The 16,747-nt window shown below is 45.3% G+C and carries 16 protein-coding genes; 3 read left to right on the forward strand and 13 right to left on the reverse strand.

Annotated features, from left to right (window positions below):
* Positions 1-125: 125 nt before the first annotated feature.
* The 6 genes from murC to NST56_RS15925 form a co-directional block, all read right to left on the reverse strand.
* Entirely contained in the window at positions 126-1,424 is a 1,299-nt protein-coding gene (gene murC, locus NST56_RS15900; RefSeq protein WP_339177696.1) for a UDP-N-acetylmuramate--L-alanine ligase, read from the reverse strand.
* A 245-nt stretch (positions 1,425-1,669) separates the two neighbouring features.
* The gene (locus tag NST56_RS15905) at positions 1,670-4,546 is read right to left on the reverse strand and encodes a DNA translocase FtsK (RefSeq protein ID WP_339177699.1); all 2,877 of its coding nucleotides are present in this window, start codon (positions 4,544-4,546) and stop codon (positions 1,670-1,672) included.
* Between the two features lie 160 nt (positions 4,547-4,706).
* On the reverse strand, positions 4,707-5,312 hold the full coding sequence (gene ytpR / locus NST56_RS15910) for a YtpR family tRNA-binding protein (RefSeq protein WP_168748537.1): 606 nt from the start codon (positions 5,310-5,312) through the stop codon (positions 4,707-4,709).
* Positions 5,313-5,328: 16 nt separating this feature from the next.
* A complete protein-coding gene (locus NST56_RS15915; RefSeq protein ID WP_026014592.1) occupies positions 5,329-6,138 on the reverse strand; it encodes a DUF1444 domain-containing protein in 810 nt (269 codons plus the stop codon).
* A 15-nt stretch (positions 6,139-6,153) separates the two neighbouring features.
* Positions 6,154-6,477: a thioredoxin family protein gene (locus NST56_RS15920; protein ID WP_010331513.1), complete on the reverse strand. Its 324-nt coding sequence runs from the start codon at positions 6,475-6,477 to the stop codon at positions 6,154-6,156.
* Positions 6,478-6,516: 39 nt separating this feature from the next.
* Positions 6,517-6,633 (reverse strand): hypothetical protein, encoded by a 117-nt coding sequence (locus tag NST56_RS15925; RefSeq protein ID WP_125825412.1) that lies wholly within the window; start codon positions 6,631-6,633, stop codon positions 6,517-6,519.
* Positions 6,634-6,710: 77 nt separating this feature from the next.
* Between NST56_RS15925 and NST56_RS15930 the strand changes: the two genes are divergently transcribed.
* The gene (locus tag NST56_RS15930) at positions 6,711-7,157 is read left to right on the forward strand and encodes a YtoQ family protein (protein WP_010331514.1); all 447 of its coding nucleotides are present in this window, start codon (positions 6,711-6,713) and stop codon (positions 7,155-7,157) included.
* 58 nt (positions 7,158-7,215) lie between these two features.
* Here NST56_RS15930 and NST56_RS15935 read toward each other — a convergent pair whose 3' ends face one another.
* Positions 7,216-8,289, reverse strand: coding sequence for a M42 family metallopeptidase (locus tag NST56_RS15935; protein WP_168748539.1), 1,074 nt, complete (start codon positions 8,287-8,289; stop codon positions 7,216-7,218).
* 157 nt (positions 8,290-8,446) lie between these two features.
* Here NST56_RS15935 and NST56_RS15940 point away from each other — a divergent pair, with 157 nt between their 5' ends.
* Positions 8,447-8,764: a PepSY domain-containing protein gene (locus NST56_RS15940; protein ID WP_010331516.1), complete on the forward strand. Its 318-nt coding sequence runs from the start codon at positions 8,447-8,449 to the stop codon at positions 8,762-8,764.
* Between the two features lie 53 nt (positions 8,765-8,817).
* On the opposite strand, the gene NST56_RS15945 is transcribed toward NST56_RS15940, so the two are convergent.
* The 3 genes from NST56_RS15945 to trmB all read right to left on the reverse strand — a co-directional run bounded on the left by NST56_RS15945 (position 8,818) and on the right by trmB (position 12,158).
* Complete coding sequence (locus NST56_RS15945) at positions 8,818-10,518, reverse strand: NAD-dependent malic enzyme (protein WP_326218163.1); 1,701 nt, start codon at positions 10,516-10,518, stop codon at positions 8,818-8,820.
* A gap of 82 nt (positions 10,519-10,600) precedes the next feature.
* On the reverse strand, positions 10,601-11,446 hold the full coding sequence (locus NST56_RS15950) for an MBL fold metallo-hydrolase (protein ID WP_268445393.1): 846 nt from the start codon (positions 11,444-11,446) through the stop codon (positions 10,601-10,603).
* Between the two features lie 70 nt (positions 11,447-11,516).
* Positions 11,517-12,158 carry a tRNA (guanosine(46)-N7)-methyltransferase TrmB gene (trmB, locus tag NST56_RS15955; protein ID WP_168748542.1) on the reverse strand — a complete coding sequence of 214 codons (642 nt, stop codon included), beginning with the start codon at positions 12,156-12,158 and terminating at the stop codon, positions 11,517-11,519.
* Positions 12,159-12,354: 196 nt separating this feature from the next.
* Between trmB and NST56_RS15960 the strand changes: the two genes are divergently transcribed.
* Positions 12,355-12,633, forward strand: a complete 279-nt coding sequence (locus NST56_RS15960; protein ID WP_010331520.1) for a YtzH-like family protein — start codon at positions 12,355-12,357, stop codon at positions 12,631-12,633.
* Here NST56_RS15960 and NST56_RS15965 read toward each other — a convergent pair whose 3' ends face one another.
* The 3 genes from NST56_RS15965 to NST56_RS15975 form a co-directional block, all read right to left on the reverse strand.
* On the reverse strand, positions 12,634-13,431 hold the full coding sequence (locus NST56_RS15965) for a phosphotransferase family protein (RefSeq protein WP_168748543.1): 798 nt from the start codon (positions 13,429-13,431) through the stop codon (positions 12,634-12,636). It abuts the gene before it with no gap.
* Between the two features lie 201 nt (positions 13,432-13,632).
* A complete protein-coding gene (gene pulA, locus NST56_RS15970; RefSeq protein WP_168748544.1) occupies positions 13,633-15,768 on the reverse strand; it encodes a type I pullulanase in 2,136 nt (711 codons plus the stop codon).
* Positions 15,769-15,793: 25 nt separating this feature from the next.
* Positions 15,794-16,723 carry a YegS/Rv2252/BmrU family lipid kinase gene (locus tag NST56_RS15975; RefSeq protein ID WP_339177712.1) on the reverse strand — a complete coding sequence of 310 codons (930 nt, stop codon included), beginning with the start codon at positions 16,721-16,723 and terminating at the stop codon, positions 15,794-15,796.
* Between the last annotated feature and the right edge of the window lie 24 nt (positions 16,724-16,747).

Here is a 16,747-nt window from a genome sequence, read left to right on the forward strand (position 1 = left end):
CCCGTTATGTAAAATCATAAACATATGTGTTGGGCTGTATACATATTATTCTCCATTCCAGTTGAAAATCCTTTAAGAGGATTTCTCTTCAGATAAATAAAAAGCAGTGAGATCACTGCTTTTTATTATGCCATGACGTTTTCGTAGGCTTTCATATATTTTTGAATATCTCCTGCTCCCATAAAGATAAGAACGGCTTTATCATGAGCTTTTAAAACAGATGTATCATCTTCTTCAATCAGCTTGGCATTATTAATTTTTCCCTGCAGGTCGCCGATCGTCAGCTTCCCTGCGTTTTCCCGGGCTGACCCGAAAATATCGCATAAATACACACAGTCTGCCGCACTCAGGCTATCTGCAAATTCATCAAGGAATTGCTGTGTCCGCGTAAATGTATGAGGCTGGAATACCGCAACAATTTCACGATCAGGATATTTCTGTCTTGCCGCCTCAATCGTCACTTTTATTTCTGTCGGATGGTGAGCGTAGTCATCAATTAACACTTGGTTTCCGAGCTGTTTCTCATTGAATCTGCGTTTCACGCCGCCAAATGATTTGAGGCCATGCTTAATAACACTGGCGTCAATTTCTTCATAATGGCACAACGCGATGACCGCCAATGAGTTCAATACATTATGATGGCCGTACGCAGGAATATAAAATGTGTCATAGAATGTATTGCGGACAAAGACATCGAAAGTTGTCCCTTCTGTACTTTTTACGATGTTTCTCGCTTGAAAATCATTTTCTTCTCCCGTGCCGTAATAAACGACAGGCACGTTCGCATGGATTTTCGGCAGATACTCATCGTCACCGCAGGCAATAATGCCTTTGTTAACTTGAAGAGCCATCTCCTGAAAAGCGTCAAACACATCGTCAATATTTGAGAAGTAATCAGGATGATCAAAATCAATATTTGTCATAATTGCGTAGTCAGGCTGATAGCTTAAGAAATGACGGCGGTATTCACACGCTTCAAATACGAAGTATTCGCTGTTTTCATTTCCTGCGCCTGTTCCGTCCCCGATTAAGAAAGACGTTGGCTTTGCGTTTTGGATGACGTGTGCCAGCAGCCCCGTAGTTGACGTTTTGCCGTGCGCACCAGTAACCGCGACACTGGTGAACTTTTTCATATAGTCACCTAAAAACTTATGATAACGAATCACCGGAATTCCGTCAGACAGCGCTTTTTCAATCTCAGGATGCGTGTCTGGGAATGCGTTTCCAGCGATAACTGTCATGCCGGGTTTGATGTTATCCGCGCTAAAAGGAAGAACGGTGATGTTTCTCTTTTCAAGCGCCGTTTGTGTGAAAATGAATTTTTCGATATCCGATCCTTGGACAGTATATCCATTATCATGAAGTATTTGGGCAAGCGGACTCATACCCGTCCCTTTTATTCCAACAAAATGATAAACAGTCATAATTGTACCTCCAACAAACGTCTATCTGTTCCCCAGTATATGACGTTCATTTCAATTTGCGACCGCGGCGGCTGAAAAGCCGCCTGCGGCGTATCCTTATATTTTTTGTTATGTTCAGTATCCGGTTATTTCTTTCCGATTAAACCTGAATATCACAATTTCTATGCCCATCTGCTGTAAAGCGGCATAGGTGTTTAATGATCTATCCATTATCATACCATGTTTGCTGTGAAAATGAACCTATATTATTCGTTTATTAAATCACTTGCAGTGATCAGCACCTCTCGAGGCTTGCTTCCTTTCGCTTCAGAGATCATACCTTCTGCTTCCATCATGTCAATCAGCCTTGCAGCCCGATTATATCCGATTCTGAATCTTCTTTGCAGGCTTGACGTGCTTGCACTGTTTTGCTCAACAACAAATTCACACGCCTCATAAAACAGTTCATCCTCTTCCTTTAAGGCAGAGCCTTGTCTGACCAATTCTTCTTGTTCAAACAAATAAGCTGGCGGCAGCTGGTTTCTGACATGGGAAACAACACGGTCAATTTCTCGGTCCGATACAAAGTTGCCTTGAAGACGGACCGGTTTTCCAGAACCGTTCTCTAAAAAGAGCATGTCTCCTTTACCGAGAAGTTTTTCCGCACCAGCCATGTCAATGATTGTTCGGGAATCAACCTGGCTGGAGACAGAAAACGCAATTCTCGTCGGGATATTCGCTTTTATCAGACCGGTAATGACATCGACTGACGGGCGCTGAGTCGCGACAAGCAAATGAATTCCGCAGGCTCTTGCTTTTTGAGCAATCCGGGCAATGCTTTCTTCTACATCATTTGGAGCTACCATCATCAAATCCGCAAGCTCGTCAATGACCACAACTAAATACGGCAGTTTTTCGCCCGTTTGGTGATCGGAGGTTAATTGATTAAAACGGTCAATATCGCGAACACCGGAATGGGCAAACAGTTCATAGCGCCGCTCCATTTCCTCAACAACCCATTTTAAAGCAGCTGTGGCCGCTTTGGCGTCTGTAATGACAGGGCTGACGAGGTGAGGAATCTTGTTGTAAGGCGCAAGCTCCACCATTTTCGGATCAATCAGCAGCACCTTCACTTCACTCGGATCAGCTTTATAAAGCAGACTCACTAAAATGGTATTGATGCACACGCTTTTTCCCGATCCTGTAGCTCCGGCGATAAGACCGTGCGGCATTTTTTTCAGATCAATGACAACAGGATTCCCCGAAATATCCAATCCGAGTGCTGACGTAAGCGGTGATGTGCTCGTCCTGAAAGCGGAACTGCGAATCATCTGGCGCAAATCAACCACCTTGCTCGTACGGTTCGGCACTTCAATTCCGATCGTGTTTTTCCCCGGAATCGGCGCCTCAATTCGAATATCTTTTGCGGACAGGCTGAGTTTAATGTCATCAGACAGATTGGTGATTTTATTTACCTTTACACCTGGTTCAGGGTGTACTTCAAATCTTGTGACTGACGGCCCTTGCGTTACATGAACCACATTGGCCCGAACGTTAAAGTTTTTCAAAGTTAAATCAAGGAGCTGACGCTGCTCTTCTATCCACGCAGCATCGTCCTGAACTTGTGCTGGCGGCACATCAAGCAGTGAGACATTCGGGAACACATAGCTTCCGCGGCGCTCCCCTGCTTTTTGCTGTTTATGCGTATCGCTTTTCAGCATCATAACATTAAAAGGAACAGACGGTCCCTTCTGAAGTGCCGGACTTCGTTTAGGATTGTCACTAGGCTTCTTGGCTCTGTTCTGCTGTTCTGCTGTAGCCGTGCGTCTTTCTGCCGCAGGGCTATCATCCGCCGCAGAATAGGATGGAGAACCCTCTTCTGTGCTATGTTCCGGTTGTGAATCACCTTCTATCTGGGCCACGGATGCTTCAGGCTGGTTGTTTTCCTCTATCATTTGAGCTGATGCAACTTCCGGAATGCTTTCTTCGTGAACAGCTGTATCGCTGTCTGACTGTTCCTCTGCTTCTTGCAGGGCTTCTTCTGGCACAGCCTCTTCCTCGTATCGTTCATTATGCACAAGAGGCTTTTCATGCTCATGGATTTCCATTTGTTCTGCTGGGGCTGAGAAGGTTTCAGCAGTTTCTGGATGAACGTTTCCTTCGTTGGCTGACGGCTCTTCCGCCTCAGTTCCAGCACCAGTCACAGTCTCTTCCCCATACCGCTCATCGGGTAAGAAATGCTCTTCCTTTTCAGGCTCTTGGATCTCTGTTTGTTTAGTTGAGACGGTGTCAGCAGTTTCTAGCACAGCTTCTTCATGGGGATTTACACCGTTGGCTGACAGGGTTTCTGCCTCCATTCCGGTACCTGTCACAGTCTCTTCCCAAGATGTTTCTTCGTGCAAGAAAGATTCTTCCTGCTGATCATTCATTTGCTCTGTTTCTTCTGACGGCATCTCAGCAGCTTTTGGAGCCATTTTTTCTCCAGCGGTTACTTTTTTGTCTGACAGCTCCTCTGCTGAGTGCTTTGCCATTGTTTCATTCGTACTTTTTTGGACGCCAGAAGGCTCTTCATCCAATCGGACATGTGAAAAGAGGGGTTCCTTCTGTTGCTGCGGCGGCCGGTCCGGCATCGAATAGCTGCGTTCGCGTTCGATTTCTTCTGAAAGCAGTGTTACCTTCACAGGTTCCGGCTTCTTTTGCTCACCTTTTTTTTCCGCAGATTGTTTCGGCATGTCCTTTTTCACAGATGGTTTTTGATTAAATCCATATACAGGCGAAGGGATATTTGTCGGTTTAAACGGTTTCTTGGCCGGCTCTGATTTTTCATATGTACGGTGCTCTTTTTCATTATTTGTGCGGTCTCTGTGCTGAGCAGCTCCCGAACGAGGCGCGGCTTGCGGTTCCTCCGATGGCGGGCGGCGCCTTCTCAAATCATTTTTTTGGTATCCGTCAGGCACAACCGGAAAACGGAACTTGCCTTTAGGATATTCGTAATATATTTTAGGATCTTCCAATCGTTTTAATTGTCCTTCGGAGTGATGCGATTCTTGCTGTTTCGGAACTTGAGCGGGTTTTGTCTCCCGTTCAGCATCCTCCTCACTCTCTCCTAAAAACAAATCAAAAAATTTATGAAGCCAACTCATAAGTCATCTCTAACTCCCTTATAGTTTTCTGGGACGATTTTTAGTATACCACTGCTTGTCGGCCCAGAAAAGATTAAGCTTTCAGCAAAACAAAGCCGCTAAACAAGAGCTTAGCGGCTTTTTTTACATGATTCGATTTTTTCGGCGTATTTATGGGAGTCTAAAACTGAAATGCGTCTCCAGCCTCATGGTCTCCTTCTAATACAAGAATTCCTTTTTCAGCAGGAGCGTCAGGCAATGCAAGCTCTTTTGCGGAGCAGATCATTCCGCTGGACGGTACGCCTCGAAGCTCAGCATCCTTGATGACAAGCCCGCTCGGCATCACAGCGCCGACTTTGGCAACAACAACTTTTTGGCCTTGGTCAACGTTAGGCGCGCCGCATACGATCTGAAGCGTTTCGTCCCCTACATTGACTTTACAAACGCTTAGTTTATCAGCATTCGGATGTTTTTCTTTTGATTCAACATATCCGACGACAAACTTTGGCGATAAATCAACGACTAATGTTTCTTCAATGCCGTTTCTGTTTAACGTTTCATTCACATCTTGAACGAATGTTTCTGAAAGGGCAACAGGGCCGTTTTCATCAATGGTTAAGTATGAAGACGCGTTAAAGATGTTAAAACCCGTCGTTTCATTTGTTTCGCTATTGTAAATTTTGACGACGTCGCCGTATTTTTCATAGCCTACTTGCTCGCGTGTTACGTCTTTTAGAGAGATCAGAAGTGTATCTCCCACACCTTCTTTATTATAAAAAGCGTTCATAAGTAAAAAATCCTTTCTAATCCTTTTTCGGACGGCTTTTTGCCAAGATAAACACCGGCTCCAGCTTTCCTTCATTGTATAGGAAAGAAAGCGCCGTAATCGGAACGGTGCCGCCTGCAAAGAAGCTCATCGACATTTGTCCTAAAATATCATACCCTGATTCATTCCGAATGTCAGCAAGTATCAGAACGTCCTGATGCGGAACAGAGATCGCTAGCTCACCTTTAGCATTTTGTTTATACTCATTTAAAATGGCTTCGTTCAGAATCCGGCTAGCGTCGTAACCGTCGTTTGCTCTAAAGAAGTAAAAGAGATTGCCGGCAACAGTATCCTCTTTGACAACCGTCGGCAGGGAGCGGAGGTTAAACGCAGCCGTTTCTCTGATACGCTCCTTCGTCCAGTTTTCTTTCTCCAGCATGCGCTGATCAATTAAACGATAGGTTTTGCCCAGATCAAGCGCGTAATAAATTCTTGTTTCTGCGGTATGCTCGTCATAAATAAGCGGAATCTCTTCGCTGGACTTGTCCGGAAAAGAGGTTGAGCGGATGACCGGATAAATACGGCTTTCCTTCCCGGTTATTTCCTGCGACTTTCCTTCCATAGCTGCCATGGCTTCTGATACATAATAAACGATCTCGTCAATGGCTTCGTCTTTTTTCAGTTCCCATTTTGCAATAATCGGCGGCAGGTCAAGCGTAATTCCTTTTTTAGTTGTTTCATCCTCAACACGGAGGGTGTCTTTTTCTCTGTCAAATAAAAAGGAGCGATTCTCGTGCTGAAGGCGCTGTTTCAATATGTCTGACAGCTTCCTTGAGGTCATTTTCAAACCGGATATCCTCCTTTACGCTTTTGCGAGAGAGTCAGTTAAAAACTGTTCAATTTCTTCTTTTGTTTTACGGTCTTTGCTCACAAAACGATTCACTTCTTTTCCTTCATTAAACACAACAAAGCTTGGAATGCCGTAAATCTCCCACTCTGCGCATGTATCAATAAATTTGTCGCGGTCTACATAGTAGTAAGTGAATTCAGGAAAATCTGCTTCCAATTCCGGTAGAAAAGGCTCTACAAAACGGCAGTCCGGGCACCAGTCGGCAGAAAACATAAATACAGCCCAATCATCCTTTACCGCTTTTTCCAGTTCTTGCGTTGTCTCGATTTTTTTCATCACATATCCCTCCAGTTGTTTATGTTCTTACATGTTAATTTATCGATACTCGTCCATTTGGATCATACCAAACTGCTTGCGGCAAAACCACTTATATGCAACGAATGAATATGTAAGATAAGCTTTCCCATTATCATTATCATATTTTATTTGCATTATCAAGCACGTTTCGTTTAACATTTTGTACATGAGGGTAAAATTGACAAATGGACATACAAAAGGAGGGATCCCGTTTGGAGTTTATCGTCTATTTAGCCGGGGAAATCCATAGCAATTGGCGTGAGGAAATCAAGGAGAAAACAAAATCACTGAAGCTTCCGATTACGTTTGTCGGCCCGATGGAGCACCACGACCGTTCGGACAATATCGGAGAAGAAATTATGGGCGCTCAGCCAAACGCAGTCTATAAGGACGACAAGGCTTCTGATATCAATAACTTCAGAACGGCTGTCTTGATGAATAAAGCAGACTTTGTGATTGCCTTGTTTGGCGAAAAGTACAAACAATGGAACACAGCAATGGATGCTTCCTATGCTATCGCAAAAGGTAAACCCCTGATCATTATTCGTCCTGAATCGCTCCATCACCCATTAAAAGAGCTTTCAAACAAAGCGAATATTACCGTTGAAACGGTGAACCAAGCGATTAAAGCACTTTCGTATGTATTTGAAACAAAATAAGAAAAAAGCTTGTCGACATGGCTTACAAGCCTTGCTCAACAAGCTTTTTCTACAGGTTTTACATATTTTCTTTAATTGCTTCAACCGTCTGCTTGTCACAGGCAGTTACGAGCTTTATCAGCATTTCTTTTGCCGCGGCGTAATCATCAATATGGATAATAGACGCATTTGTATGAATGTAGCGGGAGCAGACTCCGATAACTGCCGACGGAACGCCGCTGTTTGAAATATGCACTCTGCCTGCATCTGTACCGCCGCCGGAAACAAAGTATTGATATGGAATCTGATGCGTTTCAGCCATATCCAAAACAAATTCTCTCATTCCTCGGTGCATAACAGTTGTTCTGTCAAGGATGCGCAGCAAAAAGCCCTTCCCAAGCTGCCCAAACTGCTGTTTATCGCCGCTCATGTCGTTTGCCGGACTGGCGTCAAGCGCGAAGAACAAATCCGGTTTGATCATATGAGACGCTGTTTGCGCGCCTCTTAAGCCGACTTCTTCCTGAACGGTTGCGCCAGCGTAAAGCGTATTCGGCAGTTCTTTTCCTTGCAATTCCTTCAGCAATTCAATGCTCAATCCGCAGCCGTACCGGTTATCCCACGCTTTTGATAATATTTTCTTTTCATTGGCCATAATGGTAAACGGGCATACAGGGACTACCTGCTGGCCCGGTTTAATACCGATTTTGATGGCGTCTTCCTTATCATCTGCTCCGATATCAATCATCATATTTTTGATATCCATCGGACGGTTTCGCTGAGCATCTGTTAACAGATGCGGCGGTATGCTTGAAATAACCCCCGGAACAGGGCCGTTATCTGTTTGTATTTCTACTCTTTGCGCCAGCAGTACCTGACTCCACCAGCCGCCGAGCGTTTGGAACCTCAGTAATCCGTTATCTGTAATGGATGTCACCATAAATCCGACTTCATCCATATGTCCAGCCACCATGATTTTCGGCGCGTCCTCTCCGCCTTTTCTGACTCCGAAAACACTTCCCAGTCTGTCCTGAACGATATCATCGGCATATTTGGCAAGCTCCTGCTTCATAAACGCACGGACCTGATGCTCATTGCCCGGCGCTCCGGGAAGCTGCGTCAGTGTTTGGAAAAGCGCTTTCGTTTCTTGATTCATGTTTTCCCCTCATTTCTATGTAGTTCTTTTATTTTATTAGAAAAAATTCTGTTTTCCAAGCACTCTGATTGAATCTGCTCAATGAGCCGCGTATCGCTTAACAGGATTTGGCGGTTTCTGTATAATGAAAGTACGATCAATCAGGAGGTGCTTTATTTTGAAATTGCGTCATCTTCTTTTAGGAGCAGGACTTGGCATTTGTACGGCTGTTGTTGTGAAACAATATGTGATGAAGCCTTATATTTCTTCAGAAAGAGCGCTTCGTATCGTAAAATCCGCTTTTAAACAGCGTGGGCCGATTGATGGATCATGGATCTACACCCAGCCGGAGCCCTACAATGTGAATGGGGAAACCGTGCAGGTGTACAAGACCGGTGTTACACGGTCAGCTTTTGGAGAACTAGAGCAATATGAAGTGATGGTGGATGCGAAAACGGGGAGAATTGTAGATGTCATTGATACAATCGCGTCTTAACACCGGACAAGCGTAAAAGAGAGGAGCCGCTGCCCATGCAGCGGCTCTTTATATTATATCGCTCGAATCGGTTTGTATACCGGATACCACATCGCGTCCTGCACAGCCTGAATGATGTCCTCAGGCTCTTCAGTGGCCACGCCTTCCTTAATGGCGGTTTTAGCAACTTCAACTGCAACCGTTGCCGATACAGTCCGTAAATCTTCCACCTTCGGAAGCATCGGTGCGCCAGGCACTCCAACATTGACCATACTTGCGATCGCACGGGCACACGCTTCAAACATGCTGTCTGTAATCAATTTTGATTTGGTGACAATTGTACCAAGCCCAAGCCCCGGGAAGACAAGTGCGTTGTTGGCCTGTCCGATATGATACGTCACGCCGTTATAATCCACAGGCGGGAACGGACTGCCTGTCGTGATAAGCGCACGGCCTTCCGTCCATTCAATTAAATCTTGCGGTTTTGCTTCAGAAAGAGTCGTCGGATTCGACATTGGCAAAATCGCCGGCCGTTTTACGTGTGAAGCCATTTCTTTTACAATTTCTTCAGTAAATGCACCGGAAACTGTTGATGTACCGATGAGAATCGTCGGTTTCGCCTGACGGACCACCTCAAGGAGATCAATACCTCCGCCTTCTCCGTTGCGCTGATAATCTTTCACCTCATCAGCCTGACGGGCATAAGACTTTTGAAAATCAAGAAGCTGATCCATATCATCTGTTAACAGCCCGTTCCGGTCTATGCACCAAAAGCGCTGGTATGATTCTTCCTCACTAAGCCCCTCGCGCACCAATGCTTCACGCAGCTGTTCAGCAATTCCGATTCCGGCCGTACCCGCCCCGAATATCACGACTCTGTGATCCTTCAGCGGCACTTTTGATGCTTTTGCGCAGGATAAAACTGCCGCAAGTGAGACAGCGCCTGTCCCTTGGATATCATCATTAAACGTACACACTTTATCTTTATAGCGTTTCAGGATGCTGCGCGCATTTTTCGCTCCGAAATCCTCCCAGTGAAGCAATGCATTCGGGAATGTCTCTCTCGCAAGTGAGACATATTCATCAATAAATTGGTCATAGCGTTCACCGCGCACTCTGGAATGCTGGTTGCCGACATAAAGCGGGTCGTTCAGGAGGCTCTCTTGATTTGTGCCCGCATCCAAAACGACAGCCAGCACTCTGCTTGGATCAATTCCCGCAGCTGCCGTGTATACTGCAAGCTTGCCAATTGATATCGCGATACCGCCTACTCCCCAGTCTCCGATTCCTAAAATCCCTTCCGCATCGGTTGCCACAATTAAATCAATGGCATCACTTTTGTCTTTAAACTGTTTAAAGGCCTCTTTCATTCCTTCCGGGTCATCAATTGACAGATAGAGCCCTCTCGGCTTCCTGTATTCATGGCTGTATCTCTGAATGGCCGTACCTACTGTCGGCGTGTATACAATCGGGAGCATTTCCCCTAAGTGGTCATTTAACAAACGGTAAAACAGCGTTTCATTTCGATCGTGCAGTGCTGTCAAATAAACATTTTTACTTAAATCATCCGGCTGTGAGGAAAACTGTTCGTACGCTCTTTTTGCCTGTTCATCAATGGTTAATACCTTCGGCGGCAAAAAGCCATTCAATCCGAGCGCTTTTCTTTCCTCCTTTGTAAAAGCTACTCCTTTGTTCAAAAAAGGAACAGAGAGTACTTCAAGGCCTCTTAATGTTGTCTGAATTTCTCCTTCGTTCGTTACTTCGAATTGTTTCACCCTGCCTCTTCCTTTCTGAGCATAATTAGTACTAGGTTTGCTTTATTAGCCGGAAATCATGCAGGGTAAACATGAAAATATGCTATTGTTTCTTTCGTTTGAGTGATTCTGTAATCCTTTCGTCCCCATCCCATTTCAATGCGCGATATTCGGCATCATGATAAAAAATAAACCATGCGTCTTTTTCCGCTGCATACGCCTGCCACTTTTGCTTTTGCGGTATAGAGGTCATCGGATAATCATCATAAGCCAGCACCCATAATGGATTGCGGTGGGCGTGTGTCGGCATCAAATCCGCCATATGTACCGCGGTTTCACCCGCATCCTCACATACAAGAACACAGTGGCCGTCACTGTGGCCCCCGGTATGATGCAGTGTAACCCCCTCTGTTATGGTGCAGGTGTTTTCAAAGGTTTTCACTTGGGCGGCAACAGCCTCCCAGTTTTCTTTCCAGTAGGTATTTTTCGATCTGATATTCGGATGGCGCATTTCATACCATTCAACAGATGAAGCATAAATAACGGCATTTGGAAAAACCGGAACCAGTTTATCGCCTTCGTATTCCGTCAATCCGCACGCATGATCAAAATGAAGGTGTGTCATGGCGATCACGTGAATATCTTCAACTGTTAATCCGAGCGCTGCTAATGATGTTTTCACATTGGATTCTTGAGTCACACCGTAGTTTCTTTTTTGTTTTTCAGTCAGCTTGCCGGACCCGATACCGGCATCGACGATCACGTTTTTCCCGTCCTTTTGAATAAGAATCGGATCTGTCCTTAGTTCAATCTGGTTTTTTTCATTGACTGGATATTTTTTTGACCATAACGGCTTTGGAACAACACCAAACATGGCTCCTCCGTCCATGTGAGTCACCCCTCCGTCAAGCCAGGTTAACGTCGTGTTTCCAATTTTCATCGTTTCCATCTTCATCCCCCCTGTCATCATCGTAGCAAACAGCGCATAAAAAAAACAGACTCCTGCGTCAGAGTCTGTTTTACGCTCTCCATTCAACTTCAGCCCGATAAATCGGCTGGCCGAGTGCTGAGAATTTTTCTTCATATTCTGTCATGATGTTATCTTCCATATCGCTGTTATGCAGATCAAGACTGACATATGTCAGCAGCAATCCGTATTCCGAGAAGCTTTTCAGCGAGTACTCAAACAGACCGCGGTTGTCTGTTTTAAAATGAATTGCTCCGCCTTTCCCCATCACTTCTTCATATTTCTTGATAAAATGGGAATACGTGAGACGGCGTTTTTCGTGGCGTTTTTTCGGCCAAGGATCAGAAAAGTTTAAGTACACCCGTTTGACTTCACCCGGCTCAAACACGTCTGTCAGCATGTCCGCGTCTATATTCAAAAGTTTCACATTCGGCGCTTCGCTATCTTTTACTTTCTGGACAGCAGTTACAATGACGCTTTTAAATAACTCAATGCCAATATAATTAATGTCGGGATTTTGTTTGGCCATTCCGGAAATAAATTGCCCTTTTCCTGTACCGACCTCGATATGGATCGGATTGTCGTTGCCAAACACTGTATTCCATTTTCCTTTATAATCAGCAGGATTGCTGATGGCAATATCTGCGTTTTCAGCCAAAAAGTCATCAGCCCAAGGCTTGTGGCGCATTCTCATATGATTGACACCTCTATCTATTATTTCGACTAACAACATACCATGAATTAAAAAGACCCGCAAGCTTGTTTTTAAAGGTGTGCCTTCACATAAAAAAAGAGGTTCCCGTCTGTCGGAACACTCGTGTCTCATGCATAAAACCATCCTGTTTTGAACAATTTAACCCGTAAGATACTGAAGGGATGTGTACCGTTTTATGGGTTTAAATTACGAGAATCAAGTTGATCTATTGAAGGACATTTTGACTGACCATCAATTAGACTGCTGCGGAACCGTCGCAGAGTACGAACAGCTTGAACGTGTGATTAAATCGCTGATGGCAAACACCGAGATCGATTCACACTTAAAAAACGTGCTGGAAGATGTGTACCGATACAGCCAATCAGGAATATCGTCCAAATCCATCGACTCACACATACAAGAGCATCAGAACAGCTTGTCTCAATGGGTAGAGGAAATGGATTCATATTCCTGATTATTGAACAATCCGCTTCATCAGCATATGCAGTTCTTCCATTGCATCATGGAATTCTTTATCGTTTCCTTTGGATTTATGCCAGGCAATGTAAGTGATTGTTTCAGATAGCACATACCATGCCATTCTTAACCGAAGGCTTTCCGTTAACTCGATGCCGTACATGCCCAGCCAGCTCTCCCAAGCTGGCTTTTCAACGTAGTGGTACAGCAATGGCCCTAGATCCATCGCCGGGTCAGCGATCATGGCGCCGTCCCAGTCAATTAAATACAGCTGGTTGTCTTCAGACAATAGCCAGTTATTATGATTGACATCACAATGGCAAACGACTTTCTCACCGAAATGCACTTCATGCAGATGATCTTCTAAATACGTAATCCCTTCTTGAATCAGCGGCGAAGTTTGCTGCACAGCAAATACAGCCTGTTTAAGCTGAGACAGCAGAGCCCCTGGATTCAGCGGTTCCTTTCCAAGTCTCTTCAGCATGTCCAGCAAGGCCTTTGATGTGTGTATTTTACGAAGCAATTCAGCAACGGACCGTCCGCTCATGTCTTTCGGCTTCAGCTCTCTGCCGGTCATCCAGTGCTGGGCCGTAATGACATCCCCATTCTCCATCCGTTTTGTCCAAACCAGCTTAGGAACAATGCCTTCGGCGGATAAAACAGCTAAAAAAGGTGAGCTATTACGTTTTAAAAAAAGCTGCTGCCCGTTATGTTTCGCATAATATGCATCTCCTGTAGCTCCTCCGGCGGGGAAGATCTCCCAATCGCTACCTAGTAATTGTCCCAACCAGTTCATATCAATGTTCAACCCATCATTTCTTAAAATATTTTAGAATAAGGCCTATTCGTCTTCAGTGTATCCAGCGAATGCCTTTTTCGTACGAATCGTATGAAAAATAAAAAAGACAGCTATTGAGAGTCTCATATGCTAATCAATAGCCGTCTTTTAAATTTTAGCGCTATAGCACAAACTTCGTCAAGCAAAACTCGTAAGATCTCATGCTAAATATAAGATAACCGTTCCAATGCCGTTTACAGCAACCGCTTTCTTGATTTCTCCCGGATCAGCGCAAAACCCGTCAGTATCACATAGAAGCCGGTAAGCCTTATCTTTCGGCAGCTGCCATGTAACAGAATCAGGGCTGGCATGATGGATGACAATGATTTCTTCCCATTCGTCGATTGCGCCGAGGCCAAACAGCCGGTATACAATAAGGTGCTCTTTGAGAGCCAGGCATTCAAGGCTGCGCTGAATATCCGCTGATGACGTAAGCCGGAATGCCGGATGCGCTTTTCTGAGCGAAATCAGCCTGCGGACATAATCAGCATCTTGCTTGAATGTTTCACGCCGCGACCAGTCCAGCTGGTTGATGCTGTCACTGGATTGATAGCTGTTTTCCACCCCCTGCTTCGTCCGGAAAAATTCCTGTCCGCTGTGAATAAACGGAACTCCCTGGGCCAGCAGAATGATTGCAGTCGCCAGCTTTTGCCGGCTTCTCTTTCGGCTGTCACTTTCTTGTGGAAGCGCGAGGCTCATTTTATCCCAAAATGTGTGGTTGTCATGCGACTCTACATAATTGATAGATTGGCTCGGCGCCGACACAAGCGGAGCGGTCTCTTTCCATCCGGAAGATCCGGCAATCCCATGCATGACTGTTTCCGCTTTTTCGCCGTTCCCAAGGGCAAAACCCGCTGCCGCGATTTGAAAGGTATTCCCTTTAACAGCGTCACGAAACGAATCATTAAAAAAACCGACGCCCGGCATTTTTGAGGCATTCGCCAATGTCGCTTTCTGATCAGGCGGCAGCGGTGTTGCCAAATCCCAGCCTTCCCCAAAGAGAAGGATTCCGGGCTTTACCTCAGATGCTTTTTCTTTTATATGAAGAACCGTTTCGATATCCAAAATGCCGAGCAGATCAAAGCGGAAGCCGTCGACATCGTATTCCTTGAGCCAATACATGACGCAATCCGTAATGAATTTTCTCGCCATCCGCCTTTCTGAGGCGATGTCATTCCCGACGCCGGTGCCATTTGAAGGCATCCCGAATTGATCATGCCGGAAGAAATAACCGGGCACCGTTTTTTCAAAGGGCGAGTGCTCTCTTTGGTATACATGGTTATAAACAACATCCAGGATGACACGCAGGCCATGCCGATGCAGGGTGTGAATCATTTGTTTAACTTCTTTGTTTCTTGTCTGAGGGTCGTGAGGATTGGAGGCATAGCTTCCCTCCGGGGCGAAAAAATGAAGCGGATTATAGCCCCAATTGTAGGCGGCAAGCGGGGTTTCTTCATCAACTCCGGCATAATCGTTTACCGGCAAAAGCTCGATATGCGTAACGCCAAGCTCTTTTAAATAAGAAAGTCCTGTAGAACTGCCATTTTTCGTTTGAGTGCCAGTTTCAGCAAGCGCCGCATACTTCCCCTTGTTCTTCATACCGCTGTTTCCATGAATGGAGAAGTCACGGATGTGCATCTCATAAATAATGGCATCAACGGGGTCTGAAAATGGTGTAAGCGAAGGAGCCGAGTTTGCTTGATCTGGGCGTAGCACGACCCCCTTCTCTCCGTTGACCGTCACAGCCTTTGCATACGGATCCACCGTTTCTGTCCATTCTAAATTGTTGCAGATCCGGTACACATACTCATAGCCGTGCAGATCTCCAGCCACTGTAACGGCGTATACTCCATTTTCCATTCTTGTCATTTGGAACGTATGCCCGCTTTTTTCGGGATGCGACAGCTTGACGGCAGCTGACGTCGCAGCAGGCGCCCATACTTTAAATTCAGTATAATCCGAAGTGTAAACAGCTCCGAGCTCTCCGTCATAATAAAATGCAGCATCAAACGGGTCCGTCCTGATCACCGCCCCGATTTGGAGATCCGTTACTCCGCCGCAGGATGCTTTGACATAATGCGTTTTCCCGAAAGTGACCGGCTGCTCAGCTACACATACATACTTGTATTTCCCTTCTATTTTCCATTCCTGCGTGACTGTCAGAGGAATTTCCCCTGTATCTGTCTCTAACTGAAAAGGCGGCGTAAAGGTATCTTTTTGATCAGCAGGGATCAAAACCGTAATGATATTCATTTCATCGGCATACGCTTCAAAGCGGCGTTGGATACTGACCATCAGAATCTCTCTCCTCCAAAAACGTTTATGTTTTGATCCGTAACGGTGAGGGGCTCGATGCCAGACGGAATGGGGTTGTACCCATGATTTCTCCGTCAGCATGGAACGGAATTTTGTCCTTCGTGTAAAACAAAATGTCTTTCGCTTTAAACATCGTCACGCCGTCCATTTTGGTGTGTTTTCCAAATGTCATCAAGCATAAAAACCAATACTTTTTCAAAAACGGCAGATTCTCAACAATGATGATATCAAATGCCTGTTCGCGAGGATTCGCAAGCGGGGCCGCCTTCATGCCGCCTCCGTAAAACGGATGATTGGAGACGACCGCAAACCAGACATGATGAAATTCCTGTGTCTCTCCTTCAATTGTACAAGCCAACGAAAACGGCCTAAAGGTAGCCGACGCGTACAAATGGGATAGCGGATAGACAAGAAAGCGGAGGCGCAGAAAATGGATCGCCCGTTTGAATGGAAATTCTAATGCCTTTTTATTGACGTATGCGTCAAAGCCGATTCCGATATGATTCAAAAAATAAAGAACCTGCGATTTATCCTGAAGCAAATTAACGCTTCCTAAATGAAACGTTCGCGTTAACGGACGCTTCAGCTGTCTGATTTCCTGAATCAGGTCTATTTTCTTAATCGAGAATCCTCTGGAAAAATCATTGTACGCGCCAGCCGGCACAAAACTCAGTTCGATATCATCAACATCTTTCAGTCCGTTGACGACTTCGTGCATCGTTCCGTCTCCGCCAATAACAATCAGGCGTTTCAGCTTATATTCCTGCATCGTTGAAATTTGCCGGGCGAGAACCTCGGCGTGTCCCGGATGCTCAGTTAAAAATGAGCGGTGCTCAATCTTTCGTTTCAGTAATTCCTTTTGTATCGACTTCCAAACACGCAGGCCTTTTCGGTGCCCTGCTGCCGGATTAATAATAAAAAACCATTGGCTCATCTTTCTCACCTGCTTATGTTATGA

Source organism: Bacillus sp. FSL R5-0560, from assembly GCF_037966305.1.
Lineage (GTDB): Bacteria > Bacillota > Bacilli > Bacillales > Bacillaceae > Bacillus > Bacillus mojavensis.

Coding starts and splice junctions, on each gene's coding strand:
- murC (WP_339177696.1), bottom strand. CDS start 1,424: ATGACTGTTTATCATTTTGTTGGAATAAAAGGGACGGGTATGAGTCCG.
- NST56_RS15905 (WP_339177699.1), bottom strand. CDS start 4,546: ATGAGTTGGCTTCATAAATTTTTTGATTTGTTTTTAGGAGAGAGTGAG.
- ytpR (WP_168748537.1), bottom strand. CDS start 5,312: ATGAACGCTTTTTATAATAAAGAAGGTGTGGGAGATACACTTCTGATC.
- NST56_RS15920 (WP_010331513.1), bottom strand. CDS start 6,477: ATGAAAAAAATCGAGACAACGCAAGAACTGGAAAAAGCGGTAAAGGAT.
- NST56_RS15925 (WP_125825412.1), bottom strand. CDS start 6,633: ATGCAAATAAAATATGATAATGATAATGGGAAAGCTTATCTTACATAT.
- NST56_RS15935 (WP_168748539.1), bottom strand. CDS start 8,289: ATGAATCAAGAAACGAAAGCGCTTTTCCAAACACTGACGCAGCTTCCC.
- NST56_RS15950 (WP_268445393.1), bottom strand. CDS start 11,446: ATGGAAACGATGAAAATTGGAAACACGACGTTAACCTGGCTTGACGGA.
- trmB (WP_168748542.1), bottom strand. CDS start 12,158: ATGAGAATGCGCCACAAGCCTTGGGCTGATGACTTTTTGGCTGAAAAC.
- NST56_RS15960 (WP_010331520.1), top strand. CDS start 12,355: ATGGGTTTAAATTACGAGAATCAAGTTGATCTATTGAAGGACATTTTG.
- NST56_RS15965 (WP_168748543.1), bottom strand. CDS start 13,431: ATGAACTGGTTGGGACAATTACTAGGTAGCGATTGGGAGATCTTCCCC.
- pulA (WP_168748544.1), bottom strand. CDS start 15,768: ATGGTCAGTATCCAACGCCGCTTTGAAGCGTATGCCGATGAAATGAAT.
- NST56_RS15975 (WP_339177712.1), bottom strand. CDS start 16,723: ATGAGCCAATGGTTTTTTATTATTAATCCGGCAGCAGGGCACCGAAAA.